The organism is Bradyrhizobium sp. S3.7.6 (genome assembly GCF_054061875.1).
The window spans coordinates 2,492,874-2,514,931 of sequence record NZ_JBSSEQ010000001.1; the positions used below are offsets into that span (position 1 = coordinate 2,492,874).

General features: G+C 64.0%; 26 protein-coding genes. 14 read left to right on the forward strand and 12 right to left on the reverse strand.

Features of this window, described 5'->3' with window-relative positions; translation table 11 throughout:
- Positions 1 to 560 precede the first annotated feature (560 nt).
- Positions 561 to 2,651, forward strand: a complete 2,091-nt coding sequence (locus tag ACVJ5M_RS11805) for a hypothetical protein (RefSeq protein WP_063981464.1) — start codon at positions 561 to 563, stop codon at positions 2,649 to 2,651.
- Positions 2,652 to 2,717: 66 nt separating this feature from the next.
- Here ACVJ5M_RS11805 and ACVJ5M_RS11810 read toward each other — a convergent pair whose 3' ends face one another.
- Both ACVJ5M_RS11810 and ACVJ5M_RS11815 read right to left on the reverse strand, forming a co-directional pair.
- Positions 2,718 to 3,560 (reverse strand): AAA family ATPase, encoded by an 843-nt coding sequence (locus ACVJ5M_RS11810; protein WP_063981465.1) that lies wholly within the window; start codon positions 3,558 to 3,560, stop codon positions 2,718 to 2,720.
- A 92-nt stretch (positions 3,561 to 3,652) separates the two neighbouring features.
- Positions 3,653 to 3,898, reverse strand: coding sequence for a GlsB/YeaQ/YmgE family stress response membrane protein (locus ACVJ5M_RS11815; RefSeq protein WP_063981466.1), 246 nt, complete (start codon positions 3,896 to 3,898; stop codon positions 3,653 to 3,655).
- Positions 3,899 to 4,021: 123 nt separating this feature from the next.
- Between ACVJ5M_RS11815 and ACVJ5M_RS11820 the strand changes: the two genes are divergently transcribed.
- The 3 genes from ACVJ5M_RS11820 to sseA all read left to right on the forward strand — a co-directional run bounded on the left by ACVJ5M_RS11820 (position 4,022) and on the right by sseA (position 6,707).
- Positions 4,022 to 5,197 (forward strand): vWA domain-containing protein, encoded by a 1,176-nt coding sequence (locus tag ACVJ5M_RS11820; protein ID WP_028156289.1) that lies wholly within the window; start codon positions 4,022 to 4,024, stop codon positions 5,195 to 5,197.
- Positions 5,198 to 5,253: 56 nt separating this feature from the next.
- The gene (locus ACVJ5M_RS11825) at positions 5,254 to 5,667 is read left to right on the forward strand and encodes a rhodanese-like domain-containing protein (RefSeq protein ID WP_028152329.1); all 414 of its coding nucleotides are present in this window, start codon (positions 5,254 to 5,256) and stop codon (positions 5,665 to 5,667) included.
- A gap of 185 nt (positions 5,668 to 5,852) precedes the next feature.
- Positions 5,853 to 6,707 (forward strand): 3-mercaptopyruvate sulfurtransferase, encoded by an 855-nt coding sequence (gene sseA, locus ACVJ5M_RS11830; protein WP_063981467.1) that lies wholly within the window; start codon positions 5,853 to 5,855, stop codon positions 6,705 to 6,707.
- 2 nt (positions 6,708 to 6,709) lie between these two features.
- Here the strand turns inward: sseA and ACVJ5M_RS11835 are convergent, their stop codons facing one another.
- Positions 6,710 to 7,498, reverse strand: a complete 789-nt coding sequence (locus ACVJ5M_RS11835; RefSeq protein WP_456679290.1) for a hypothetical protein — start codon at positions 7,496 to 7,498, stop codon at positions 6,710 to 6,712.
- A gap of 366 nt (positions 7,499 to 7,864) precedes the next feature.
- Here ACVJ5M_RS11835 and ACVJ5M_RS11840 point away from each other — a divergent pair, with 366 nt between their 5' ends.
- Positions 7,865 to 9,061, forward strand: a complete 1,197-nt coding sequence (locus tag ACVJ5M_RS11840; RefSeq protein ID WP_456679291.1) for a L,D-transpeptidase family protein — start codon at positions 7,865 to 7,867, stop codon at positions 9,059 to 9,061.
- Between the two features lie 56 nt (positions 9,062 to 9,117).
- On the opposite strand, the gene ACVJ5M_RS11845 is transcribed toward ACVJ5M_RS11840, so the two are convergent.
- Entirely contained in the window at positions 9,118 to 10,080 is a 963-nt protein-coding gene (locus ACVJ5M_RS11845) for a D-2-hydroxyacid dehydrogenase family protein (protein ID WP_456679292.1), read from the reverse strand.
- Positions 10,081 to 10,213: 133 nt separating this feature from the next.
- Positions 10,214 to 10,429: a hypothetical protein gene (locus tag ACVJ5M_RS11850; protein ID WP_028152324.1), complete on the reverse strand. Its 216-nt coding sequence runs from the start codon at positions 10,427 to 10,429 to the stop codon at positions 10,214 to 10,216.
- Between the two features lie 236 nt (positions 10,430 to 10,665).
- Between ACVJ5M_RS11850 and ettA the strand changes: the two genes are divergently transcribed.
- Both ettA and ACVJ5M_RS11860 read left to right on the forward strand, forming a co-directional pair.
- The gene (gene ettA / locus ACVJ5M_RS11855; RefSeq protein WP_166102215.1) at positions 10,666 to 12,315 is read left to right on the forward strand and encodes an energy-dependent translational throttle protein EttA; all 1,650 of its coding nucleotides are present in this window, start codon (positions 10,666 to 10,668) and stop codon (positions 12,313 to 12,315) included.
- Positions 12,316 to 12,322: 7 nt separating this feature from the next.
- Entirely contained in the window at positions 12,323 to 13,549 is a 1,227-nt protein-coding gene (locus tag ACVJ5M_RS11860) for a lytic murein transglycosylase (protein ID WP_063981471.1), read from the forward strand.
- Positions 13,550 to 13,650: 101 nt separating this feature from the next.
- On the opposite strand, the gene ACVJ5M_RS11865 is transcribed toward ACVJ5M_RS11860, so the two are convergent.
- Entirely contained in the window at positions 13,651 to 13,932 is a 282-nt protein-coding gene (locus ACVJ5M_RS11865; RefSeq protein ID WP_063981472.1) for a hypothetical protein, read from the reverse strand.
- 211 nt (positions 13,933 to 14,143) lie between these two features.
- A complete protein-coding gene (locus ACVJ5M_RS11870; RefSeq protein WP_063981473.1) occupies positions 14,144 to 14,470 on the reverse strand; it encodes a hypothetical protein in 327 nt (108 codons plus the stop codon).
- A gap of 135 nt (positions 14,471 to 14,605) precedes the next feature.
- Between ACVJ5M_RS11870 and ACVJ5M_RS11875 the strand changes: the two genes are divergently transcribed.
- The 3 genes from ACVJ5M_RS11875 (at position 14,606) to bfr (ending at position 15,949) form a co-directional block, all read left to right on the forward strand.
- A complete protein-coding gene (locus ACVJ5M_RS11875; protein ID WP_063986135.1) occupies positions 14,606 to 14,896 on the forward strand; it encodes a hypothetical protein in 291 nt (96 codons plus the stop codon).
- Between the two features lie 161 nt (positions 14,897 to 15,057).
- Positions 15,058 to 15,330: a (2Fe-2S)-binding protein gene (locus ACVJ5M_RS11880; RefSeq protein WP_063981474.1), complete on the forward strand. Its 273-nt coding sequence runs from the start codon at positions 15,058 to 15,060 to the stop codon at positions 15,328 to 15,330.
- Between the two features lie 130 nt (positions 15,331 to 15,460).
- On the forward strand, positions 15,461 to 15,949 hold the full coding sequence (gene bfr, locus ACVJ5M_RS11885; protein WP_014492874.1) for a bacterioferritin: 489 nt from the start codon (positions 15,461 to 15,463) through the stop codon (positions 15,947 to 15,949).
- A gap of 172 nt (positions 15,950 to 16,121) precedes the next feature.
- Here the strand turns inward: bfr and ACVJ5M_RS11890 are convergent, their stop codons facing one another.
- On the reverse strand, positions 16,122 to 16,724 hold the full coding sequence (locus ACVJ5M_RS11890) for a pyridoxamine 5'-phosphate oxidase family protein (RefSeq protein WP_028156299.1): 603 nt from the start codon (positions 16,722 to 16,724) through the stop codon (positions 16,122 to 16,124).
- 170 nt (positions 16,725 to 16,894) lie between these two features.
- Between ACVJ5M_RS11890 and ACVJ5M_RS11895 the strand changes: the two genes are divergently transcribed.
- Entirely contained in the window at positions 16,895 to 18,331 is a 1,437-nt protein-coding gene (locus tag ACVJ5M_RS11895) for a S8 family peptidase (protein WP_084794991.1), read from the forward strand.
- Between the two features lie 45 nt (positions 18,332 to 18,376).
- Positions 18,377 to 18,619: a hypothetical protein gene (locus tag ACVJ5M_RS11900; RefSeq protein WP_028156300.1), complete on the forward strand. Its 243-nt coding sequence runs from the start codon at positions 18,377 to 18,379 to the stop codon at positions 18,617 to 18,619.
- Between the two features lie 5 nt (positions 18,620 to 18,624).
- Here ACVJ5M_RS11900 and ACVJ5M_RS11905 read toward each other — a convergent pair whose 3' ends face one another.
- The 3 genes from ACVJ5M_RS11905 to ACVJ5M_RS11915 all read right to left on the reverse strand — a co-directional run bounded on the left by ACVJ5M_RS11905 (position 18,625) and on the right by ACVJ5M_RS11915 (position 20,565).
- Positions 18,625 to 18,978 carry a hypothetical protein gene (locus ACVJ5M_RS11905; RefSeq protein ID WP_028152315.1) on the reverse strand — a complete coding sequence of 118 codons (354 nt, stop codon included), beginning with the start codon at positions 18,976 to 18,978 and terminating at the stop codon, positions 18,625 to 18,627.
- 165 nt (positions 18,979 to 19,143) lie between these two features.
- Positions 19,144 to 19,485: an MmcQ/YjbR family DNA-binding protein gene (locus ACVJ5M_RS11910; RefSeq protein WP_063981476.1), complete on the reverse strand. Its 342-nt coding sequence runs from the start codon at positions 19,483 to 19,485 to the stop codon at positions 19,144 to 19,146.
- An 18-nt stretch (positions 19,486 to 19,503) separates the two neighbouring features.
- The gene (locus ACVJ5M_RS11915; protein ID WP_354099547.1) at positions 19,504 to 20,565 is read right to left on the reverse strand and encodes an alpha/beta fold hydrolase; all 1,062 of its coding nucleotides are present in this window, start codon (positions 20,563 to 20,565) and stop codon (positions 19,504 to 19,506) included.
- Positions 20,566 to 20,807: 242 nt separating this feature from the next.
- Between ACVJ5M_RS11915 and ACVJ5M_RS11920 the strand changes: the two genes are divergently transcribed.
- On the forward strand, positions 20,808 to 21,074 hold the full coding sequence (locus tag ACVJ5M_RS11920) for a DUF2277 domain-containing protein (protein WP_063981478.1): 267 nt from the start codon (positions 20,808 to 20,810) through the stop codon (positions 21,072 to 21,074).
- Between the two features lie 95 nt (positions 21,075 to 21,169).
- Positions 21,170 to 21,409 carry a hypothetical protein gene (locus ACVJ5M_RS11925; RefSeq protein WP_028152311.1) on the forward strand — a complete coding sequence of 80 codons (240 nt, stop codon included), beginning with the start codon at positions 21,170 to 21,172 and terminating at the stop codon, positions 21,407 to 21,409.
- On the opposite strand, the gene ACVJ5M_RS11930 is transcribed toward ACVJ5M_RS11925, so the two are convergent.
- Entirely contained in the window at positions 21,406 to 21,888 is a 483-nt protein-coding gene (locus tag ACVJ5M_RS11930) for a collagen-like protein (RefSeq protein ID WP_283017514.1), read from the reverse strand. The two genes, ACVJ5M_RS11925 and ACVJ5M_RS11930, sit on opposite strands and share 4 nt — an antisense overlap.
- Between the last annotated feature and the right edge of the window lie 170 nt (positions 21,889 to 22,058).

The window sequence follows — 22,058 nt, forward strand, 5'->3', positions numbered from 1 at the left end:
AGCGGCGCTGTGTGCGTACGGCAAAACCGTGTGGTCCTGGCCGTCGCTGCTACGGTCAAGCTCTTGCGGATGCGGCATTTGCGTCAACCGGCGCGGTGTCGGCGACTTTCGCAGGGGTGAGGGAGGCCAGAACGAACTCGGCTCCCGGGAGAGCACGGCATACGCCGTCCGACCACTGCGCAGGGAAGGCCGTGTGTTTGGCTTCACCTGTATGCCGCTGTGCAGTTCTTCTGCGTGTGCTTTCGCACAGCGGACCGTGGGTGCCAGCCGGCACCCGGCCTTCCCTGCGCCCTCTTTCCTGGAGGGCGTGACGGAGACAGCAAAGCTCGGGCGAAATGCGCCGCGAGGATGCTGCGGTGTGTCTGCGCTCGCAATGACGATGTGGAGAGCGTGCGCTTTCCCTCTTTCCTCGAGCGCGGGCTCCTCGGGACATTCACCCTTAAATTGCAGGATGCGCCTTGACGTAGTAGAAACAGCAGATGCGCTTCATCTCAATACTCTGCTTCTTGATCCTCACGATCTCTCCCTGCTTTGCCCAGTCTCCCCGGGCTTCCGCAGAGGTGACGACCCTGATCAGCCAGGAACCTCTGCTCGCGGTGCTCGATCATGACAATTCATCCGCGCTTTCGCTGGTGACCCTGTTCAGGAAAGTTCACGCCGCGCAAAAGCTGCTGCAGCCGTCGGTCGCCGACGGCCCGACGCGGGCGAGCGATTTGTCTCAATTCAGTGGGACCTACGCGCAGTTCGCTGCCGTGATGTCCGCCGACATCACGCGTATCACAGCGGGACTCGGCATCGATTGGGAAAAGGAGATCCTGAAAACCTACGACCCGAAGTCGGCCAAAACGGACGCTGGCAAGACGCTGCGGCTGAATGGCAATGTTGCGCGCGTGTTTAACGAGAAATGGCTCGGTTCCAGCGACGGATTGTTCTTCCTGTCGGGTGTGGTCAATCGGATGGACCGCCGCGATTTCGATTCCGCGCATTGCGGCGAATTGCGCTTCATCTACCGGCTCGGCTACGAAGTGAGGATGAACGGCAAGACTTACGCGTCGCGCATGCCGTTCACCGTGAACATGGTGTTCAGTTACGCGGATGACGGCAGGAATTGCCAGGACGTCGCCTCGCTCTGGCGCGTCGCCGGGATCGATGCTGACGATCCGGCAGTGGTTGCCCAACGCCTGCTGCAGGGGCCGCTGGATTTTTCGCGACTCATCTTCAAGCAGATGGAGATCAATGCGCAGGTGGTGCGCTTCCCATCAGACCTCGAAAACATGGAGAACCGCAAATTCGCCGGACAGGCGATCTACTGGATGCGGATCTTCGCGCTGAGGGATGGCAAGTTTCAGCCGACACGGCTGGAAAATACGCCTGATGTGCAGGCAATCCTGAAGGATCCCGCCAAGCAGAAGCAGTTGCAGGACTATCTCGCCGGCCACATCGCCGAGATCGACAACGGCACCTTCAGGATACCGGAGAGCCTGGAGGCCGACATCGCACTGAGTTTTTCCACTGCCGGCAGCGCGCGCATGGCCAATCGTCCCTTCGATCTCGCAATCGGCAGCGAGCAGGCGGCACGGATCGTCGCGGCGGCGGGTGTCCCCGGGAGGTCACCAAAATTCGTGCAATCCGGCGCGGGTCTGCTCGAACGCCTGAACACGTCGTCCTGCATGGGCTGCCATCAATCATCCTCGACCGCCGGATTCCATCTTCTCGGCGTGGACCGGTTCGATTTCGGCCGCGACGCGGACGCGATCAGGAGCGCGCTTGACGGTAACCAGTTGCAGTTGCCGTTCTCGCCCCATGTCTACGCGGAACTTGTTCGCCGCAAGGACTATGTCGAGCGGGTTTCGCTCGGTCAGGCGCCGAACAGTTTTCGCCCGCATCCTTCGGCGCCCCCGGCGGCCTGGGAAAGCGGAAATCCGGCCTATGTTGTCGCCGGTGACAACATGCCGTGCCCTTTGAATGCGGATCTGGCGCAGGCCGCGAAATGGAGCTGCAATGCCACGCGTAACCTCACTTGTCAGGCGTTGGTGACGAACGCTGCGACTTCCTCCAATCTCGGCCAATGCGTGCCCGCGGCACAGAATGTCGCCGCGGGTTTGAGCTGCCGCTCAAACGTCATCGAGGACTCCACAGCGAAGACCGCCGCCAACAACCCGCTCGGCTTCAACCTGCGCGCGTTCAGCGACCGCGTCAGCAAGGAAGAACTCGTCTACAAGCTGTCGGAAGGAAAATTGAGCGGCTACGGCTACAACTGCCGTCCAACGAAGATCGGCGTGCCGCTGGGCCGCGTCACGCGTCCCTGCAAGCCCGAGGAGGCGTCGCTGGCGGTGATCCGGCCGGGCAGCGTGCCCGAGGAAATCTGCGCGATCGTCGGAGGCAAGGGCTTTGAGCAGATGGCCAAGGGATATTTCGACAGCGGCATTTTCGCCGCTGGCGTCGGCCGCGGCCTCCTGAACACATGCTCGCCGTCGCGGTTTTGCCGCGAGGACTATATTTGCCAGCAGATGCCGGATTTTGTCACGAGTGCAAGGTTCAACGTCAGGGCCCCGGCGTTGAATAACTTGAGAAGCCGAAAGATCGGGTTCTGTACCCCAACCTATTTCGTTTATCAGCTCCGCCTTGACGGTCATCCGAATCCGAGATGACGCGGGGAAGCGCGGCCCAGAGTAGCGGTAGGAATTGCGGTCAGGTTGTCTCTGCGCGCTTGCAGATCAAACCTCCCTCCGGCTCAAAAACGCCAGCCGCTCGAACAGGTGCACGTCCTGCTCGTTCTTGAGCAGCGCGCCGTGCAGCGGCGGGATCAGCTTGCGCGGGTCGCGTTCGCGCAGTTGCTCGACGCTCATGTCCTCGTTGAGCAGCAGCTTGAGCCAGTCGAGCAGCTCGGAGGTTGAGGGCTTCTTCTTCAGACCGGGCACCTCGCGCACTTCGAAGAAGATGCGCAGCGCTTCCTCGACCAGGCGCTTCTTGATGCCGGGGAAGTGGACGTCGACGATGCGGCCCATCGTGTCGGCGTCGGGAAACTTGATGTAGTGGAAGAAGCAGCGGCGCAGGAAGGCGTCCGGCAGCTCCTTCTCGTTGTTGGAGGTGATCATCATGATCGGGCGCTGCTTCGCCTTGATCGTCTCGCCGGTCTCGTAGACATGGAATTCCATGCGGTCGAGCTCGAGCAAGAGGTCGTTCGGGAATTCGATGTCGGCCTTGTCGATCTCGTCGATCAAGAGCACCGGGCGCTGCTCGGCGGTGAAGGCGTCCCACAGCTTGCCGCGCTTGATGTAGTTCCTGATGTCGGAGACGCGGGCATCGCCGAGCTGGCTGTCGCGCAGGCGCGACACTGCATCGTATTCGTAGAGGCCCTGCTGCGCCTTGGTGGTGGACTTGATGTGCCAGGTCAAAAGCGGCGCGTTCAGCGCCTTCGCCACTTCCTCCGCCAGCACGGTCTTGCCGGTGCCGGGCTCGCCCTTGATGAGCAGCGGGCGCTCCAGCACGATCGAGGCATTGACGGCGACCTTGAGATCGTCGGTCGCAACATAGTCCTTGGTGCCGGTAAATTTCATCGCGCGTCCTTGTTGGTCGTCGGCCGGGCATCGCCCTGGTCCAACAAACGGAACGGCCGCTCATGGCGGCCGTTCCTGGTTCGGTCAGGCTTTCAGACCCGTTTTATCAGCGAAAGGATGACGAGCACAATCACCGCGCCGATGGTGGCATCCACGATGGCGCCGACCGTGCCGGTGGCCAGCGCAATATGCAGTTGCGGCAGCACCCAGCTCGCAACCAGCGCGCCGATGATGCCGACGACCATGTTGCCGATCAGGCCAAATCCCGCCCCATGGACAATCTTGCCGGCAAGCCAGCCGGCGATCGCGCCAATGATGAGCGCTGCGAGAATTCCCATTGCAAACGTCCCCAAAACAACCCCGTGAGACGGTCAATTCTAGAGCAAAAAGCCGACCGGTCCAGCGTCCCGCGGCGGGCTCGGCCCCTTGACGTTCGCCCCCCGACGGGCAATCTGTCACCCATGTTCCTGCAATTCTTCACTTCTCTGCGCGATGCGCAGGTCCCCGTGACGCTGCGCGAATACCTCACGCTGATGGAGGCGCTCGACGCTGATCTGTCGGACTACTCGGTCGAGAATTTCTACTATCTGTCGCGCACCTCGCTGGTGAAGGACGAGCGCAACCTCGACAAGTTCGACCGCGTCTTCGGCACGGTGTTCAAGGGGCTGGAAAGCCTGCTCGACGCCATGGAGAAGGCGGAGATCCCCGAGGAGTGGCTGAAGAAGCTCGCCGAAAAATACCTCAGCGAGGAGGAGAAGAAGCAGATCGAGGCGATGGGCTGGGACAAGCTCATGGAGACGCTGAAGAAGCGGCTCGAGGAGCAGAAGGGCCGGCACCAGGGCGGCTCGAAGTGGATCGGCACCGCGGGCACCTCGCCGTTCGGCGCCCACGGCTACAATCCCGAAGGCGTCCGCATCGGCCAGGAGAAGAACCGCAACAACCGTGCCGTGAAGGTGTGGGACAAGCGCGAGTTCAAGGATCTCGACGGCAATGTCGAGCTCGGCATCCGCAACATCAAGGTGGCGCTGCGGCGCCTGCGCAAATTCGCGCGCACCGGCGCGCCTGATGAGCTCGATCTCGACACCACGATCCGCGAGACCGCCAATCACGGCTATCTCGACGTGCACATGCGGCCCGAGCGGCGCAATGCGGTGAAGCTGCTGGTGTTCTTCGACATCGGCGGCTCGATGGATTCGCATATTGAGCAGGTCGAGGAGCTGTTCTCGGCGGCGAAGAGCGAGTTCAAGCACATGGAGTATTTCTACTTCCACAACTGCCTCTACGAAGGCGTGTGGAAGCAGAACAAGCGCCGCTTTACCGACCGCACGCCGACCTGGGATGTGCTGCACAAATACCCGCACGACTACAAGGTCGTGTTCGTCGGCGACGCATCGATGTCGCCTTACGAGATCATGGTGCCCGGCGGCTCGGTCGAGCATGTCAACGAGGAGCCCGGCTCGGTCTGGCTCGACCGCATCATCCGCACCTATCCGCATACGGTGTGGCTCAATCCGGTGCAGCAGAAGCACTGGGACTATTCGGAATCGACCACCATCATCAAACGCATCTTTGCCAACCGCATGTACCCGATCACGATCGAGGGGCTCGAGGGTGCGATGAAGGAATTGACGCACTAGCTGTACGCGCCGTCAGTCCGGACGGCCGCGCAGAGGCCGACAAGAGGGAGAACCACATGCCCCAGACCATCACCCGCGGCATCAAGGCGCTGATCGACGAGGCCAATGCCGAGATCGAGACGCTCAACGCCAAGGAGGCCATCGAGATCTCCAAGAACGGCGATGTCGTCATCGTCGACATCCGCGACCCCCGCGAGATCGAGCGCGACGGCCGCATCCCCGGCGCGTTCGCCTGCACCCGCGGCATGCTCGAATTCTGGATCGATCCGCAGAGCCCCTACGCAAAACCGATCTTCCAGGAAGACAAGAAATTCGTCTTCCATTGCGCCGGCGGCATGCGCTCCGCGCTCGCGGCGAAGACCGCCAAGGACATGGGCCTGAAGCCCGTCGCCCACATCGCCGGCGGCTACGCCGCCTGGCGCGATGCCGGCGGTCCGGTGGAGCAGTGGGAGCCGAAGAAGAAGGGGTGAGAAGTGCTGCGCTGTCGCGTCAATCTCCGCTGTCATTCCCCGCGAAGTGGGGAATCCAGTACGCCGCAGCGTCTCGACTCAATCACAACCGCCTCTGGAATACTGGATCGCCCGGTCAAGCCGGGCGTTGACAGCGGAGTTTGATGCGCATTGCTTCAACTTCGGAATGACAAGAAAGACCTCGCATGACCGTCACCGACCCCCTCGTCTCCACCGAATGGCTCGCCGCCCACATTGGCGACGCCAACGTCAAGATCCTCGACGCCAGCTTCAAGCTGCCGGGCGTGCTGCCGCTGCCGAAGGACGACTATCTCGCCGCGCATCTGCCGGGCGCCGTGTTCTTCGACGTCGACGCGGTGTCGGATCATTCCAACCCGCTGCCGCACATGTATCCGAGCGCCGAGCAGTTCGGCCGTGACGCAGGCCAACTCGGCATCTCCAATGCCGACACCGTCGTCCTCTACGATGCCGGCGGATGGGTCGCTGCGCCCCGCGCCTGGTGGATGTTCCTGGCCTTCGGCCACAGCAATGTACGCATTCTCAATGGCGGGTTGAAGAAGTGGCGCGCCGAGGGGCATCCGGTCGAGAGCGGCGAGGTAAAGCCGAAGCCCGCGACGTTTAGGGCGAGCTACGACTCAAAACGCGTGCGCAGCATGCAGCAGCTGATCGCCAACGTCGAAAGCAGCGCAGAGCAGGTGATCGACGCACGCGCCGCCGACCGCTTCGAGGGCCGCGCGCCTGAGCCGCGCGCGGGCATCCGCTCGGGCCACATCCCCGGCGCGCGCAATGTGCCCTACAATCAGCTGTTCGATGCCGCGACCGGCGAGATGAAGCCGCTCGACGATCTCCGCGCCGCCTTCGCGAACGCCGGCGTCAGGCTCGATGCGCCGATCGTGACGAGCTGCGGTTCGGGCGTGTCCGCCGGCGTGTTGACGCTCGCACTCTATCGCCTCGGCATCACCGACACCGCGCTCTATGACGGCTCGTGGTCGGAGTGGGGCCAGGCCGGCGGCCCGCCGGTCGCGACCGGGCCGGCGTAGCCTTACTGGCGCGTGCGCGTGGCCGTTGTCGCCAGCATCTGCTGCTGGCCGAACGGATCATAGCTCTGCCGCAACTGCTGGGGCGGAGGACGCTGCACCATGCGGTGCCGCTTCTTCGCCTTCGCCTGGCGCTTGGCCGCCTTGCTGTCCGGGGCGCTGCTGTCCGCCTTCGCGTCTCCCTTGGTGTCCCCCTTGGCCTTCGCCGGCGCATCCTTCAAGGCCGGCGCCGCCGGATCGTTCAGCGCGGCCACCTTGGCCGGGGCAATGTCGGGCGCCGGGGAGGCGAGGGCCGCACCGGGATCGGGATCGGCCGGCGCCGGTTCGCTGGCGGTCACGGCAGGCGTGGGCTCGGGGATCGATGCCATTGTGTCGGCCGGGGTGAGTGTGTCGGCAGGAGCCGGCGCGATGGCTTCCGTCGTGGCCTCGGCCTGCACCGGCTCGGCGGCCGGAGGCGCGGCCTCGGTGACCTGCGGCGGCACGTTGGCCTCGGTCGTCAGGGCGGCCACCTGTTCGGGCTCGTTCACCGGCAAGCCGATGGTCGGCACCCGGTCGCGCAGCGATGGCGCGGGCTCGGCGGCCGCCTCCGGCTCGGCGCGGAGCGCCGCTAGCACCGGCTGGGCCGGCTCTGGGCTTTGCGCAAACACCTTTTCCTGCGGGCCGTTCCGCCAGGAGGGGTTGCTGACATACTGCTCGTGGGTGGCCCCCAGCAGCGCGGCGGCACCTAGGCCGAACACCAGGATGGAGGTTGACAGCAGGATCGCGGCAAACAGGAAGCGAAAGCCGGGAAGCATCGGACGGGTTACGAATTTCCGCCCCGGCGGGTGGCGGCCGGGACCCAAGAGCCATCTGAACGCGGTGACGGTACTGATTGCCGTTCGCCACGCCGGGACAGAAGCTCAAAGCGGAGGCGAATCAGGCTGATTCGAACATATCGCAACGCCTCCGCGCCGTTCCCTTAAATTCGGGGCCGGAGACTCCGGCAATCTACAGCTCGATGCGATTTCCGCCCCGTGATGCAACGGGGCAACTGTGTGTGCCTGCATCACAAATCGCTAACTCGGGCACAAATCAGCCTGTAATGTCTTGAATGTGCCGCTATCTTCGGTCATCTGGCCGTTAACGGTCCGGATGGGCTGGGGGACTATACAAGAGCGATGATGATCAAACATTTTCTGACGATATGCGCTGCCGCAACAGTCGCTGCGGCGGGAACCTCGCTCGCACAGGCTCAGAGCTATCCGGTCCAGCAGGCGCCGAGCTATGGCGCTCCGGCCGAATATCGCCCCGGCGACCGCACGCCGAATTTCGACTCGCTAGACGATGAAGACGACGCGATGCCGCAGGCGTCGCTGCCGCCGCTTGGTCCGGCCGACGATCCGCGTTACGGCCGCCCGGCTGGTCCTCCGCCGGTCTATTCCGCCGCCCCGCCGCAGGGGCCGGTGATGTCGCCCGATGATCCGCGCTATGGCCGTCCGGCTGGCGCTCCGCCGGTCTATTCGGCGGCGCCGCCGCAGGGTCCCGTGATGTCGCCCGACGATCCCCGCTACGGCCGCCCCGCTGGCCCGCCCGCGGTGATCTATGCCGATCGCCCGGGTCAGGCACCCGGCAGGGACGGCCTGCGTCCGCCGGAGGCCGTTGGCGGCCCCGCCGCGACCGGAACGGTTCAGTCCGGCCAGCCGCCCGTGGGCAACGATGGCCGGCCGATGGCGATCGCTTCGCTGCCGCCCGAGGAGCAGCCCGACGCTGCTCCCGCGCAGTTGTCGCCGAACCTGCGCCGCCAGGAAGTCTCGCTGGCGACCAAGGAGCCGGCTGGAACGCTCATCGTCGATACCCCGAACACCTACCTCTACTACGTGCTCGGAGGCGGCCGTGCGATCCGCTACGGCGTCCGCGTCGGCCGCGATGGCTTCACCTGGACCGGCGTGCAGAAGATCACCCGCAAGGCCGAGTGGCCGGATTGGCATCCGCCGACCGAGATGATCGAGCGTCAGCCCTATCTGCCGCGCTTCATGGCCGGCGGCCCCGGCAATCCGCTCGGCGCACGCGCGATGTATCTCGGCTCGACCGTCTACCGCATCCACGGCACCAACCAGCCTTCGACCATCGGCAAGTTCGTGTCGTGGGGCTGCATCGGCATGCTGAACGAGGACGTCTCCGACCTGTTCGACCGCGTCAAGGTCGGCACCCGCGTGGTGGTGATGCCGGGTGGCCCGCCGCCGGGAACGGCGACCGCCTCCGCTGCGCCGACGTCGGGCGCTGCCGGTCCGGCTCCGATGGCTGCCCAGGCTGGCCCCGTCCCGGGCACCCAGCCGACGGTGGTGCCGCCGCTGCCCGCGCCGGTCACCGTGCGCTAAGCGCTTCGAAACAGCTCAAATCGCGAAGGGCGTGCCGTCGGCACGCCCTTTTCGTTTCAGGCCAGCTTGCGCGGCAGCTCGCGACCCCCGGTGAAGGCGTCGATCGCCTCGACCATCTGCCCGTAATGGATGCGCAAGCCGTCCTCGGTGGCGTAGCCGAGATGCGGCGTCAGCACGAGATTGTCGAGCTTGCGGAAGGGATGGTCGACCGGCAGCGGCTCGACCGAGAATACGGTGATGCCGGCGCCCGCGATCTTCCGCTGCTGCAAGGCTTCCAGCAGCGCCTGCTCGTCCACGATCGGGCCGCGCGCGGTGTTGACGAGGAAGGCCGTCGGCTTCATCCGCGCGAGATCGGCAGCTCCGACCAGTCCGCGCGAACGATCGCTCAGCACCACATGGATGGTGACGATATCGGCCTTGGCGAACAGCTCCTCCTTGGTGGCGTAGCCGACGCCGGCCGCCGCGCACTTCTCCGGCGTGAGGTTCGGGCTCCAGGCGATCACGTTCATGCCGAACGCTTTCGCAATACCCGCCATCTTGCTGCCGAGCTTGCCGAGCCCGACGACGCCGAGCGTCAGTCCCTCGATCTCGACACCGGCAAAGCTCTGCCAGGGCTCGCCGGCATGCATGCGCGCGTTCTCGCGGCCGATGCCGCGGGTCAGTTCGAGGATCAGGCCCATGGTCAGCGGCGCGGTCGGATCGCGGGAGTATTGCGTGCCGCCGATGGCAACGCCTTGCGCCTTCGCAGCCTCCATGTCGATCGAGGCGTTGCGCATGCCGGAGGTCAAAAGCAGCTTCAGCTTCGGCAGCGACGCGAACTGGTTCTTGGGGAACGCCGTACGCTCGCGCATCGCGCAAATGATCTCGAAATCGGCCAGCGCGCTCGCCGCGGCCTGCTCCGAGGCAAAGGGATGGCTGAACACGGTGACGTCGACGCGGTCGGACAGTTTTTGCCAGTCGGCGACGTCGAGGGCGAGGTTGAAATAGTCGTCGAGAATTGCACAGCGCAGCCGCGTCATCAGCTTTCATCCATGGCGAGAGGTGACGGCGCCAGGCGGGGAGCGCCATCGTCGGAACCTGGCCATGGTTGCGCGCAATCACGCCTGCGCGCAAGCAGCTGACGTGTTCAAAAATCCGATAGGAGAGAAGGGCTCAGAGGTCGCGGGGCTTGAGGCGGAACGGCGTATCCATGCCGTGCTTGGCGCGCCAGGCGGGGCCGGGCCCACGCATGTAGTGCAGCTCGGGGCGGTAAGGGTTGAAAGCGGTGGCGAAGAAGCGCTTCCAGAAGCCCTTGATCTCCGTGACGAGTCCGGAAGCGCTACCGGCTCGTGCCGGAACGGCGATGGAATTGGTCTCGATCAGAGCCATGATGCGGCCTCGCTGTTCTCCCCGTCGCTTCTGCCGCGGGTGGCGTCTTTTTCGGCGCCATGACGAGCTTTGGCCCACTTTATTAAAAAATGGTTTCAATTGTCCGGATCGGCGGCCGGATGGTGTCCATTCCGTATTGATCCGTGGTGAACGGAGGGAAAACATTGCCCTTTGGGGGCGGGATCGTTACATCGGCGGCAAGCAAATTTCCTCAAATCGAAGGTTTCACGGGACCGATGGCGCGCCAGTTCATCTATTTCATGCAGGGCCTGACCAAGAGCTACCCGACCCGGAAGGTGCTCGATAACATTCATCTGTCGTTCTACCCGGACGCCAAGATCGGCGTGCTCGGCGTCAACGGCTCGGGCAAGTCGACGCTGCTCAAGATCATGGCCGGCCTCGACAAGGAGTATAACGGCGAGGCCTGGGTCGCCCAGGGCGCCCGCGTCGGCTATCTCGAGCAGGAACCGCATCTCGATCCGGCGCTCTCCGCGCGCGAGAACGTCATGCTGGGTGTCGCCAAGCAGAAGGCCATCCTCGATCGCTACAACGAGCTGGCGATGAACTATTCGGAAGAAACCGCCGACGAGATGACCAAGCTGCAGGACGAGATCGAGGCCCAGGGCCTCTGGGATCTCGACAGCAAGGTCGACCAGGCGATGGACGCGCTGCGCTGTCCGCCCGACGATGCCGATGTGACGAAACTGTCGGGCGGTGAGCGCCGGCGCGTCGCGCTGTGCAAACTGCTGCTCGACCAGCCCGAATTGTTGCTGCTCGACGAACCGACCAACCATCTTGACGCCGAGTCCGTGTCTTGGCTGGAAGGCCATCTGCGCAACTATCCCGGCGCGATCCTGATCGTCACCCACGATCGCTACTTCCTCGACAACGTCACGAGCTGGATTCTCGAGCTCGACCGCGGCAAGGGCATTCCCTACGAGGGCAACTACTCGTCCTGGCTGGTGCAGAAGCAGAAGCGGCTCGAGCAGGAAGGCCGTGAAGACGCTGCGCATCAGAAGACGATCGCGCGCGAGCAGGAATGGGTCGCGTCCTCGCCGAAGGCGCGTCAGGCCAAATCCAAGGCGCGCTACCAGCGCTACGAGGATCTGCTCAAGCAGGCGAGCGAGAAGCAGACCCAGACCGCGCAGATCATCATCCCCGTCGCCGAGCGGCTCGGCGCCAACGTGGTCGATTTCGAAACGCTCAGCAAAGGCTATGGCGATCGCCTTCTGATCGACGATCTTACCTTCAAGCTGCCGCCTGGCGGCATCGTCGGCGTGATCGGCGCCAACGGCGCCGGCAAGACCACGCTGTTCAAGATGATCACTAAGCAGGAAACGCCGGACAAGGGCACCATCACGGTCGGCGAGACCGTGCATCTCGGTTATGTCGACCAGTCGCGCGACGCGCTCGACGGCAACAAGAACGTGTGGGAGGAGATTTCCGGCGGCAACGAGCTGATCCTGCTCGGCAAGAAGGAAGTGAACTCGCGCGGCTATTGCTCGTCGTTCAACTTCAAGGGCGCCGACCAGCAGAAGAAGGTCGGTGCGCTCTCCGGCGGTGAGCGCAACCGCGTGCATCTTGCAAAAATGCTGAAGTCCGGCGCCAACGTGCTGCTGCTCGACGAACCGACCAACGATCTCGACGTCGACACGTTGCGCGCGCTCGAAGAGGCGCTGGAAGATTTCGCCGGCTGCGCCGTCATCATCAGCCATGACCGCTGGTTCCTCGACCGCATCGCGACCCACATCCTGGCCTTCGAAGGCGAGAGCCACGTCGAATGGTTCGAAGGCAACTTCCAGGACTACGAGAAGGACAAGATGCGCCGCCTCGGCCAGGACAGCATCATTCCGCACCGCGTGAAGTACAAGAAGCTGACGCGGTGATGAGGGCATGATGCGGCGGGCGCTCATAGCTGCGGTGATCGCTATCATCTGCGGCCTGTCGCCCGCCCGCGCTGCCGACGCCGCCTTCACGCAGTTCATCGCCTCGCTCTGGCCGGAGGCGCAGGCCGCCGGCGTGTCGCGCGCGACATTCGATGAGCAGACGCGCGGGCTCGAGCCTGATTACAAGCTGCCCGACCTGATCCTGCCCGGACGGCCCGCGACCGGCGCACCGTCGCAGGCCGAGTTCGTGCAGGTGCCGGCCGACTACGTCAAGGAAGCCTCGATCGCGCGGCTTGCGGGCGAGGGGCAGCGGCTGCTGCAAAAATATCGCCCGGCGCTGAGCGAGATCGAGAAGAAATCCGGCGTGCCGGCCACCATTATGCTCGCGATCTGGGGCCGCGAGACCGATTACGGCCGCTACACGCTGCCTTACGATCTCGTGCGCGTGCTGGCGACGCAGGCCTATGTCGGGCGACGCAAGGACACCTATCGGAATGAGTTCATCCTGTCGCTGAAGATCCTCGGCGAGGGCGTGGTGACGCGCAAGGACATGCGCTCGTCCTGGGCGGGTGCCACCGGGCTCACACAATTCCTGCCGTCCGAATATTACAAGCACGGTGTCGACTTCGACGGCGACGGCCGCATCGACATCTGGCATTCGGTGCCGGATGCGCTGGCCTCGGCCGCGCAGCAGCTCGTCAACAAGGGCTGGCAGAGCGGTGTGCGCTGGGCTTACGAGGTGCAGGCGCCGGCCAAGGTCGATTGCACCAGCGGCGTGCCCGAGGTGACGAAGCCGATCGGCCAGTGGCTGCGCGAAGGTTTTGTGCCGGTGCGTGGCGAGAAGCTGAGCGCTGCTGAGCAGGCGCAGCCGGCCTCGCTGCTGCAGCCGGAAGGCATTTACGGCCCGTCGTTCCTGACGACGAAGAACTACTTCGTCATCAAGGAGTACAATTTCTCTGACCTCTACGTGCTGTTCGTCGGCCATCTCGGCGACCGCATGACGAGCCCGCTGCCGTTCGCGACACAATGGGCGGCCTCCAAGCAGTTGCGCACCAAGGACGTCGAGACCATGCAGCGCGGGCTCACGCGCGTCGGGCTCTACAAGGACAAGATCGACGGCAAGGCCGGGATGCAGACGCGCGCGGCGCTCGGCGCCTACCAGAAGTCGGCAGGCCTCAAGGTCGATTGCTGGCCGAGCGAAGAGGTGCTGCGCTCGATCCAAGCGGCGCGGTAAACGGCCTTAACTCTTCACCAAAGAAAAAAGCCCGGCCGAGGTGCTCGGCCGGGCTTCGATCGCGGCACGGATGCGCCATGCGATCGGATCTTGCGATCAGATCAGTAGCAAACGCGAACCGGGCGGATGACCCAGCCGTAACCGTCCCAATAGCGCTGGCGCTGCCAGTAGCAGGGCGCGGGCGGCGGGGGCTCGGCAATGTAGACCGGTCCGCCATAGGCGGGACGGCTCGACGCGATGGCGCCGCCGACGATGGCGCCACCGATCAGGCCGGCTGCGATGCCGGCGCCGACGCCGTCATGGGCCTTCGCGGACGGAGTGGCGGTCACCAGCGAACCGGCGATCGTCGCAACCGTGAGGGCGGCAACAAAAGTCTTCTTCATGCTCTTGGCTCTCCTGGGAGATGGACGTCCCTTGTTAGGAGCGCCCGGGTTTCAAAGGTTCACGCACACTCTGATGAAATCGACCGTGCAGCTAGGAAGCGCGCAATTGGTCAATCCACGGTAAACGCGCACGGAGCTGTGACGAGAAAAAGCGGTCTTTTTCAGGCCCGGAGATGAACGGCGCATCCGTAGCGAACCTGTTCAGCGCGCCTCAGCCACAGACTCTGACGCGGCGGGTGCGCCAGGCGTAGCCATCCCAGAAGCGCTGCCGCTGCCAGACGCAGCCGTCGCCGTAATAGTCGTCGGCGACATAGCCGGGACCCGGCGCGTAGTAGCGGGGGGGGTAATAGCCGGGGCCATAGGAGTAGCCCGGACCGGGTCCGTAATAATACGGAGACGCCAGCGCGCCGCCGACAATGGCGCCACCGATGATCCCGGCGGCCACGCCGGCGGCGACACCACGCTGAGCGTGGGCCGGTGTCCCGGCCGTGAGGGCCAGGGTGGCGACGGCGGCGACCGTCAGTAAGAACTTCTTCATTGGCGTGACCTTTCGCACGAACAGGTGGGAACTCTTTGGGGGGTAAAGTTCCATACTTCGTTTGAATGATCAATGAACGGCACCTTCGCTGAGGGCGACCAATTAATGGATCGCAGGTCCGCGAGGGAGACGACGATGGGCAACGCGATGATGAATACTTTGATCGCTGCCGGGGTCATTTTCGCGATTGGCTATGGCTGGTTCGCCCATCTCCAGAACCGCGGCCGGCGCTCGCGCGCGGGTGCTGGCGGTGACGGAGGAAGTAGCGGCGACGGCTATTCAGCGGCCAGCGACGGCTTCTCGCTGGGGAGTTGGTTTTCCAGCGACAGCTCGGGGAGCTCGAGCGACAGCTGTTCCAGCAGCGATAGCGGTAGCAGTGGCGGGGATTGCGGAGGTGGCGGCGATGGTGGTGGAGGCGGTGACTAGGTCCGCCAAGATATTGATCCAGCACAACTCCCTATTTTAGAGCCGTTCTAGGCTGTTTCCGGGCTAGTTTGGAATAGCTTCAAATACCGGTTTTTCCCTTTGCATCCGGACGGCCCCTTAAATATCGATGATGACGCATCACCGAAGGGCCTGCCGCTTCCATGATCGTTTGTTCCTGTAACGTGCTGAGCGATGACGACATCCGAGCCGCGGTCGCCGAGTCCGACGACGCCGTACGTCATGCCAAGCAGGTCTATGGATGCCTCGGCTGTAGCGCCGAATGCGGCCGCTGCGCCCGTACCATCAAGACCATCATCGACGAAACGCTTGGCCCCTGCGCCAAGTCCTGCTGCTCGGGCTGCCCGCACAGCCACACCGTGGCCGCCAATGACGAGACGGCCGAGCTCCCCCGGTTCGCCCTCGCGGCCTGCTGAAAACTTCCGCAATTTCGACTGAGCTTTCCCCGGCTGCGTCCCCGTGGCCGGTTGCTCTCGTCCTTAAACTGATTTAGAAGCGTTCTAAAGTCGGTTAGGGCCGATTTGGACGCAAGATTTGGAGTGCATCATGCAGGGCGACGCAAAAGTCATCGACTATCTCAACAAGGCGCTGCGCCACGAGCTGACTGCAATCAACCAATACTGGCTGCACTACCGCTTCCTCGATAATTGGGGCCTGCGGGACATGGCCAAGGTCTGGCGCAAGGAGTCCATCGAAGAGATGGAGCACGCCGACAAGCTCACCGAGCGGATCCTGTTCTTCGACGGCTTCCCGAACATGCAGGTGCTCGACCCCCTGCGTATCGGCCAGAACGTCAAGGAGATCATCGAGTGCGATCTCGCCGCCGAGATGAGCGCGCGGGCGCTCTACCAGGAGGCCGCCGGCTATTGCAACGGCGCCAAGGACTACGTCACCCGTGACCTGTTCGAGAAGCTGATGAGCGACGAGGAACACCACATCGATTTCCTCGAAACCCAGCTCGACCTGATCGGCCGCATCGGTCTCGAGCTGTACACGCAGAAGCACGTCGGTGGGCTCGAGGGCGAGGGGCACTAAGCTCCGGCACCGGCTCTCTCCTTCGTCATGGCCGGGCTTGTCCCGGCCATCCACGTTTGGCCGCGCGACGAAGACGTGGATGCCCGGGCCTTCGCCTCGCCAAAGCGGCTTCGGCTACGCAGGCGGGACTAGCCCGGGCATGACGGTTCTTTCGAGCGGCGAACGCTCTCACCTACAACTGCGTCTTGTAGCGCTCTTCCACGATCTCCTGGCTCTCCGGCTCCCCCAGGCCCGTCTGGTCGTGAATGACCTGGCCGATGCTGGGCATCACCGAGCGCTGCACCTTCTCCGGTGACCACAGCTTCGAGCGCATCAGCGCCTTGCCGCAGTGGAAATAGACTTCGCTGACCGCGACGTTCAAGACCGCGCGCGGCGGCTTGCCGAATTCCACCATCGATGCGAGCAGATCCGGATCGGCCGAGAGCGTGCCGCGTCCGCCGACGCGCAGCGTCTCGTCGATGCCGGGGACGAAGAACAGCAGATGCACGAAGCCCGAGCCTTCGACGACGTTGCGAAAACTATCGATCCGGTTGTTGCCGGCACGGTCGGGCATCAGCACCTGGTTGGGGCCAGCGACATGGACGAAGCCAACCCCTCCGCCGCGCGGCGATGCATCGACGCTGCCGTCGACGCCTGACGTTGCAAGCACGCAGAACGGCGACATCTCGATGAATTTCTTCGCATGCGCATCGATCGCGGGACGCGCCTTTGCGATCACGCGTGGGCTCGGCTTGGCATAGATGGTGGCGAGGTCTTCGGCGCAAAGATCGGTCACGAAGGTCTCCCTGATTGAGGGCGACAAGATAGCATTCTCCGGCTCGATCGCTATCCCCGAAATAGCAGGTGCGGCCCAGTGTAGCCACGGCATGACGCAGGTGGCGTAGACCAGAAATTTCGCTTATAACGGGTGTCGTACTTTGTTGCTTTTCAAGCGAGGAATTCGTCATGGCCCCAACGCAGGCAATGCGGGTGGCGGGCGATCGGCCACGCCGTCGCAAGCATGTCCCGGGACAATTGATCGTTCGGTTGAAGCCGGCCGCTGCCCGGCAGATCGCGGCAGCCTCGCTTCAGGCGACAACGTCACGCGCGCTGATGGCTGCAATGCCCGACGACGTCAGAGGTCCGATCGATTTCCTGCGCGACAATTTCGGGCTTCAGTCGATGAAGCCGCTGTTCGTGGTCGGCGACGATGAGGCACCCGCGCAGCCCCAGGCGATGGCTTTGGCCGCGGTTCATCGCTCGATAGCACGCTCCGCAACGGCGCCGCCGCGGGAGGCGCTGGCCGGATTTCAGATCGTGCAGTTGAAGGACGGGAAGGTAGATGCAGGCACCCTGAAGCGCCTGCGCGCCTCCAGGGCGGTGGATCTGGTCGAGCCCGTTCCCAACCGGTGGCTCAGTGCCGCCGCCGATCCCATGAAGATCCGGCAGTGGGGCCTTCGCGCCATCAGATGGTTCGATCGACCGCGGCCAGGTGCGGGGCGGGTTCATGTCGCTGTGCTCGATAGCGGTGTCGACGCCGGACATCCCGATCTCGTGGACGCGATCGAGGAATATCGGCACGACGGCAACGGACCGCGTGATTTTCTCGGTCATGGCACCCATGTCAGCGGCACGATCGCGGCCGTGGTCAATAACTCGGTCGGTATCGCAGGCCTGGCCAATTGCCGGTTGCACTGCTGGAAGGTGTTCGACGATCCCAAGCGCGCAGGCGACGACGAGAATTTCAACTTCGATTTCTACAGCAAGGCGCTCGTGGCCGCGCTCGATTCCAACATCAAGGTCATTAACCTCAGCATTGGCGGCGAGGACCATTCAAAGACGGAAGCGACGGCCTTCGCCGAACTGATCGATGCCGGCGTCGTCATCTCCACCGCGATGGGGAACGAGTTCGAGGACGGCAATCCGAAGGAATACCCGGCGGGCTACGTGGACACGATCGGAGTTGGCGCCGTCGACGAGTCCCATCGGCGCGCTTCGTTCTCCAATACGGGGAAGCACATCAAGCTGGTGGCGCCGGGTGTCAACATCCTGTCGACGGTGCCCCGGGTGAAGGCAAGCTTCGCCGACCATACCAGCTACGATTCCTGGCCCGGGACGTCGATGGCAACACCGCATGTGACGGGCGCCGCTGCACTCGTCTACATCAACAAGACGAAATCCAGGGCGGCCGGGCTTGCGGTCGCCGGGCGCCTGATCGCGACTGCGACCAAATTGCCGGCGATGCGAGGCAAGGATTTTACGCCGGAATACGGCGCCGGCCTGCTGGATGTTGCCGCTGCGCTTGGCCGCGTGAAACCGGCGAGGAAATCGGGCAGGAAGGCTGCCAAGAAAACTGCCAAGAAAACTACAAAGGCGAAGCCGGCGAGAAAGGGACGAAAATAGATTCCGCGCCCTTGATCGGGTGCCGCGAGCGGCTAGCTTTGCATCATGTCCGTGCAATTCAAATTCCACGACCATGTCGATCAGCGCCGGCGGCGCATGATCATCAAGACGCTCGGCGATGCCGGCTACGCCGCCGAGAGCCTGTTTCCGGGACAGAAGCGGCAAAACCTAGCCGCGATCTTCACCGTCGCCGAGGCCGACGCCAAATCCGTTCGTGCCGCGCTCGACGATTTCGGCGATGACATCGAATATGTCGAGGCCTCGCCCAAGCGAGACCTCAAGGCCTGAGCGGTCTACACCGCATCGGCCGGCACGAAGCAACTGATGATGATGGCGCCGCGGTGGTGGACGTACCACACCACGGCCTGGCCGACCGGATTGCCGCGATCGCGGATGATGGCGCGCTCGGGCACCTCCATCCACTGTCCCTCGATCGGTACCCAATAGGTGCCGCCTCGCACATCGTAGTCGGTGCGATGGCCGTCGGAGATGTCGCAGCAGGGTACGCCGTTCGGCGCGATCACGCTCTTGAACCAGGCGCGGATGTCGGGCGGCACATGGTCGTATTGGCCGTTGTCGAACGCGAACGCGGCGCTCGTCTGCGCCATCGTCGCGGCCAGCCAAACGCACAGCGCGAGCCTGTGCATGCGATCCTCCGTCGCGCTCGATTCGTATCGTTGATGTGATTAAGCCCGAGCTGTCAGCGCAATGCATGCTCAAATAATATGCGGCGTGAGAGGCGCCGCATATGATGCATTGCGGTATGATCGGCCAGCCAGACGCACAGCGCGAACTTGCGCGTACGATCTTTCCTATCCCGTCTCGAGCGATGCAAGCAGCGATTTCGGCGCGACATTGCGCCATGCCATCGCGAGTGCGCTCCGCAACGTGACCTGATCGATCTTCGCCAGCTTCACATTCGTGCTGCCGCTCCTGCCCCAGGCGCCGGGGACCGGACGAAACATCTCCGGTTCCGCGTCGATGAGCACGGCCTGCTGGTTGGGAGTGAGCTTCACCATGCCCCATTTTTCATCGGGATAGCCCAGCGTCGCGAACACGCGCTTGCCGACGCGAAAGTCGGCATGGCCGTGATGTGCGCCCTCGATGACGCCGGGAAGCGTCAGCGCAGCCTTGCGAAAGCGAGCGTTCGACATGCGGTCTTGCTGCTCGTCTCACATCGTCCGCTGCGGCGCGGTTTGCAGCAATTGCCTGACCTGCTCGACGTAGAATTTCGCGTTGCCGGTGGTGCCGTGGCCGCGCGTCTCGGTGCTCGCGGGGATCAGATACAGCTTGCCGTTCTTGACCCGCTTCATCGCGGCGTCCGTGATGCCGGTCTCCGGCGGGTTGCGCTCGTCGTCGGCGGAGTTGATCAGCAGCAGCGTCGCCTCGATCTGCTCGAGCTTGTCGCCGGCATTGTAGTCTTGCGAGGAGCCCCACTGGTAGAGGAAGTCGTTGGCATCGGACGTGATCGGTGTCGCCAGCCGTTCGTCGACGATCTTGTCGGCCTTGGCCGCGGTCGGCGCCTGCTGCTGATAGGCGAGCGTGCCGCCGATGCTGGCGATGCCGTAGGCGGTGATGGCATATTTCATCATGCGCGGCTGGCTGGTGTAATTGCCGCCATTGTAGTCGGGATCGTTGCGGATGATGTCGAGCATGATCCGTCGCATCATCCAGTTGCGCGAGGCCATCTCGGTCGGCTGCGAGGCCATCGGCACCAGCGCGTCCATCTCCTGCGGATATTTCTCGCCCCACAGCCAGGTCTGCATGCCGCCCATCGAATTGCCGATCACGAGCCGCAGATGCTTGACGCCGAGGCCTTCCTTCACGAGGCGATGCTGCGCCTCGACCATGTCGTCGTAATTGTATTTCGGGAAGCTCGTCTTCATGCCGTCGGACGGTTTTGACGATTTGCCGTGGCCGATCGCGTCGGGAATGATGATGTAATATTTGGACGCGTCGAGCGGCTGTCCCGCGCCGAACAGTTCGCCGGCGAAGGCGGGCGACAGCATGCTCGCGCCCGAGCCGCCGGTGCCGTGCAGCACCAGCACGGGCTGGCCAGAGGGCTCGCCGACGGTGGTGTAGTGCAGCTTCAATTCCGGCATGGTCTCGCCGGTGTGCAACTTGAAGTCCTTGGCGATCCAGTCGCCTTGCTTCGGCGCCGGATAATCGGCGGCCATAACCGGCGTTGCGATGGACAGCAGGATGGCCGCTAGCGCAGCGCAAGACGTTTTCATGTTTCTCTCCCCATGCGGCTCATGGTCGGCCGCGTTGGACGCGATCTTATCAGCTGGTCACGGAGGATCGAGACCGGACCCATCATCGCCCCCCGAAAAACATTCCCCGATGGTGCGGCGCGCAAGGGGAATAATTGCGGATCAGATATGGCTGGTCCTGCCTATGACACGGCTGCGCCCGGGATGTAGGATTTCGGCCTCGCCGATCGTCCTCAGGGGAACACCGCTACGGGAGAGCCTGCATGTGCCGCAACATCAAGACGCTGTTCAACTTCGAGCCGCCCGCGACGGAGGACGAGATCCACGCCAGCGCGCTCCAGTTCGTGCGCAAGCTTTCCGGTTTCAACAAGCCGTCGCAGGCCAATGAAGAGGCCTTCGAGCTTGCGGTCGCGGAAGTGTCGGAGGCTGCGCGAAAGCTCCTGACTTCGCTGCACACCCATGCGCCGGCGCGGGACCGTGAGATCGAGGCGGAGAAGGCCAAGGAACGTTCGCGGCTGCGGTTCGGTTAGGCGGTCCTGCGTCCATTCCGTGATCTGGCTCACGGTGAGAGCGGCCTCAACTTGCGATGATGTCTGCCGGGGTTTTGACAGCCCGGAGCACGACCATGAGCCGCCCCCTTATTCCTCTCAGAGCAGGTGCCGTCACCTTCACCGTGCTGTGGACCGCATGGATGATGTGGTGGAGCGGCTCCTACAGCAGCGTCAACCTCGTCATCCTGACGCTGCTCGGCACGCTGGTCGGCTATCTCTGGTACCGCGCCATGCGCTGGCAGTTCGAGCGCATGGGCATGCTGCCGCGCAAGGATGAGTCCTCCGGGGCGTCGAAGCAACTTCCGCCGGGTTAGTCCTTGTGGCCGTGCTTCTTCTTTTTCTTCTTCTTCCGGTGATCATCGCCTTCGCCGTCGTCGGCCTCGTCATCGACGATCGCCTCTTCAACCTCATGCACGGCGGCTTCCAGCGCCTCGCGCTCGGCGGCTTCACGCTCGCGCTGGCGGCGGCGCTCGTCCCAGGCGTCGAAGAGTTGATCGAGCCACGGCAGCACCTGTTCGATCGACGGCAGCTGGCCGGGCGGTCCGGGCTCGCCGCGTGGGCCTTGCGGCCCCGCCGGCCCGGCCGCGCCCCGAGCACCGGCTTCGCCGGGCTTGCCCGGCAGGCCGGCCTTGCCCTGCGCTCCGGCCTTTCCGGCCACCCCGGGTTTGCCTTGTGGTCCCGGCTTGCCGCGCTGGCCGTCCGGCCCTCGCTTCCCCGGATGACCCTGCGGTCCCGGCCGTCCCGGCTCGCCCTGCCGCCCACGCGGCCCCTGCCGTCCCTGATCGTCTGCCACGCCACTACTCCCTCTAAGGAAGCAAGCTACTTAGCGGCGTTTGACGACAGCAGCAATTCCGCCCGCGCATCGCGACGGGCTTGATCAACATCAATCGACAGCAGGAGACACCGTGTCATTGGATGGCGCGGAGCCACAACCTTGCGAGGAGCGACCCATGCGCGCAGCGT

Excerpts from the sequence above, each read along its gene's own strand:
- ACVJ5M_RS11810 (WP_063981465.1), bottom strand. The coding sequence starts at position 3,560 with ATGAAATTTACCGGCACCAAGGACTATGTTGCGACCGACGATCTCAAG.
- ACVJ5M_RS11815 (WP_063981466.1), bottom strand. The coding sequence starts at position 3,898 with ATGGGAATTCTCGCAGCGCTCATCATTGGCGCGATCGCCGGCTGGCTT.
- ACVJ5M_RS11820 (WP_028156289.1), top strand. The coding sequence starts at position 4,022 with ATGTTCCTGCAATTCTTCACTTCTCTGCGCGATGCGCAGGTCCCCGTG.
- ACVJ5M_RS11825 (WP_028152329.1), top strand. The coding sequence starts at position 5,254 with ATGCCCCAGACCATCACCCGCGGCATCAAGGCGCTGATCGACGAGGCC.
- sseA (WP_063981467.1), top strand. The coding sequence starts at position 5,853 with ATGACCGTCACCGACCCCCTCGTCTCCACCGAATGGCTCGCCGCCCAC.
- ACVJ5M_RS11835 (WP_456679290.1), bottom strand. The coding sequence starts at position 7,498 with ATGCTTCCCGGCTTTCGCTTCCTGTTTGCCGCGATCCTGCTGTCAACC.
- ACVJ5M_RS11840 (WP_456679291.1), top strand. The coding sequence starts at position 7,865 with ATGATCAAACATTTTCTGACGATATGCGCTGCCGCAACAGTCGCTGCG.
- ACVJ5M_RS11845 (WP_456679292.1), bottom strand. The coding sequence starts at position 10,080 with ATGACGCGGCTGCGCTGTGCAATTCTCGACGACTATTTCAACCTCGCC.
- ACVJ5M_RS11850 (WP_028152324.1), bottom strand. The coding sequence starts at position 10,429 with ATGGCTCTGATCGAGACCAATTCCATCGCCGTTCCGGCACGAGCCGGT.
- ettA (WP_166102215.1), top strand. The coding sequence starts at position 10,666 with ATGGCGCGCCAGTTCATCTATTTCATGCAGGGCCTGACCAAGAGCTAC.
- ACVJ5M_RS11860 (WP_063981471.1), top strand. The coding sequence starts at position 12,323 with ATGATGCGGCGGGCGCTCATAGCTGCGGTGATCGCTATCATCTGCGGC.
- ACVJ5M_RS11865 (WP_063981472.1), bottom strand. The coding sequence starts at position 13,932 with ATGAAGAAGACTTTTGTTGCCGCCCTCACGGTTGCGACGATCGCCGGT.
- ACVJ5M_RS11870 (WP_063981473.1), bottom strand. The coding sequence starts at position 14,470 with ATGAAGAAGTTCTTACTGACGGTCGCCGCCGTCGCCACCCTGGCCCTC.
- ACVJ5M_RS11875 (WP_063986135.1), top strand. The coding sequence starts at position 14,606 with ATGGGCAACGCGATGATGAATACTTTGATCGCTGCCGGGGTCATTTTC.
- ACVJ5M_RS11880 (WP_063981474.1), top strand. The coding sequence starts at position 15,058 with ATGATCGTTTGTTCCTGTAACGTGCTGAGCGATGACGACATCCGAGCC.
- bfr (WP_014492874.1), top strand. The coding sequence starts at position 15,461 with ATGCAGGGCGACGCAAAAGTCATCGACTATCTCAACAAGGCGCTGCGC.
- ACVJ5M_RS11895 (WP_084794991.1), top strand. The coding sequence starts at position 16,895 with ATGGCCCCAACGCAGGCAATGCGGGTGGCGGGCGATCGGCCACGCCGT.
- ACVJ5M_RS11900 (WP_028156300.1), top strand. The coding sequence starts at position 18,377 with ATGTCCGTGCAATTCAAATTCCACGACCATGTCGATCAGCGCCGGCGG.
- ACVJ5M_RS11905 (WP_028152315.1), bottom strand. The coding sequence starts at position 18,978 with ATGCACAGGCTCGCGCTGTGCGTTTGGCTGGCCGCGACGATGGCGCAG.
- ACVJ5M_RS11910 (WP_063981476.1), bottom strand. The coding sequence starts at position 19,485 with ATGTCGAACGCTCGCTTTCGCAAGGCTGCGCTGACGCTTCCCGGCGTC.
- ACVJ5M_RS11915 (WP_354099547.1), bottom strand. The coding sequence starts at position 20,565 with ATGAAAACGTCTTGCGCTGCGCTAGCGGCCATCCTGCTGTCCATCGCA.
- ACVJ5M_RS11920 (WP_063981478.1), top strand. The coding sequence starts at position 20,808 with ATGTGCCGCAACATCAAGACGCTGTTCAACTTCGAGCCGCCCGCGACG.
- ACVJ5M_RS11925 (WP_028152311.1), top strand. The coding sequence starts at position 21,170 with ATGAGCCGCCCCCTTATTCCTCTCAGAGCAGGTGCCGTCACCTTCACC.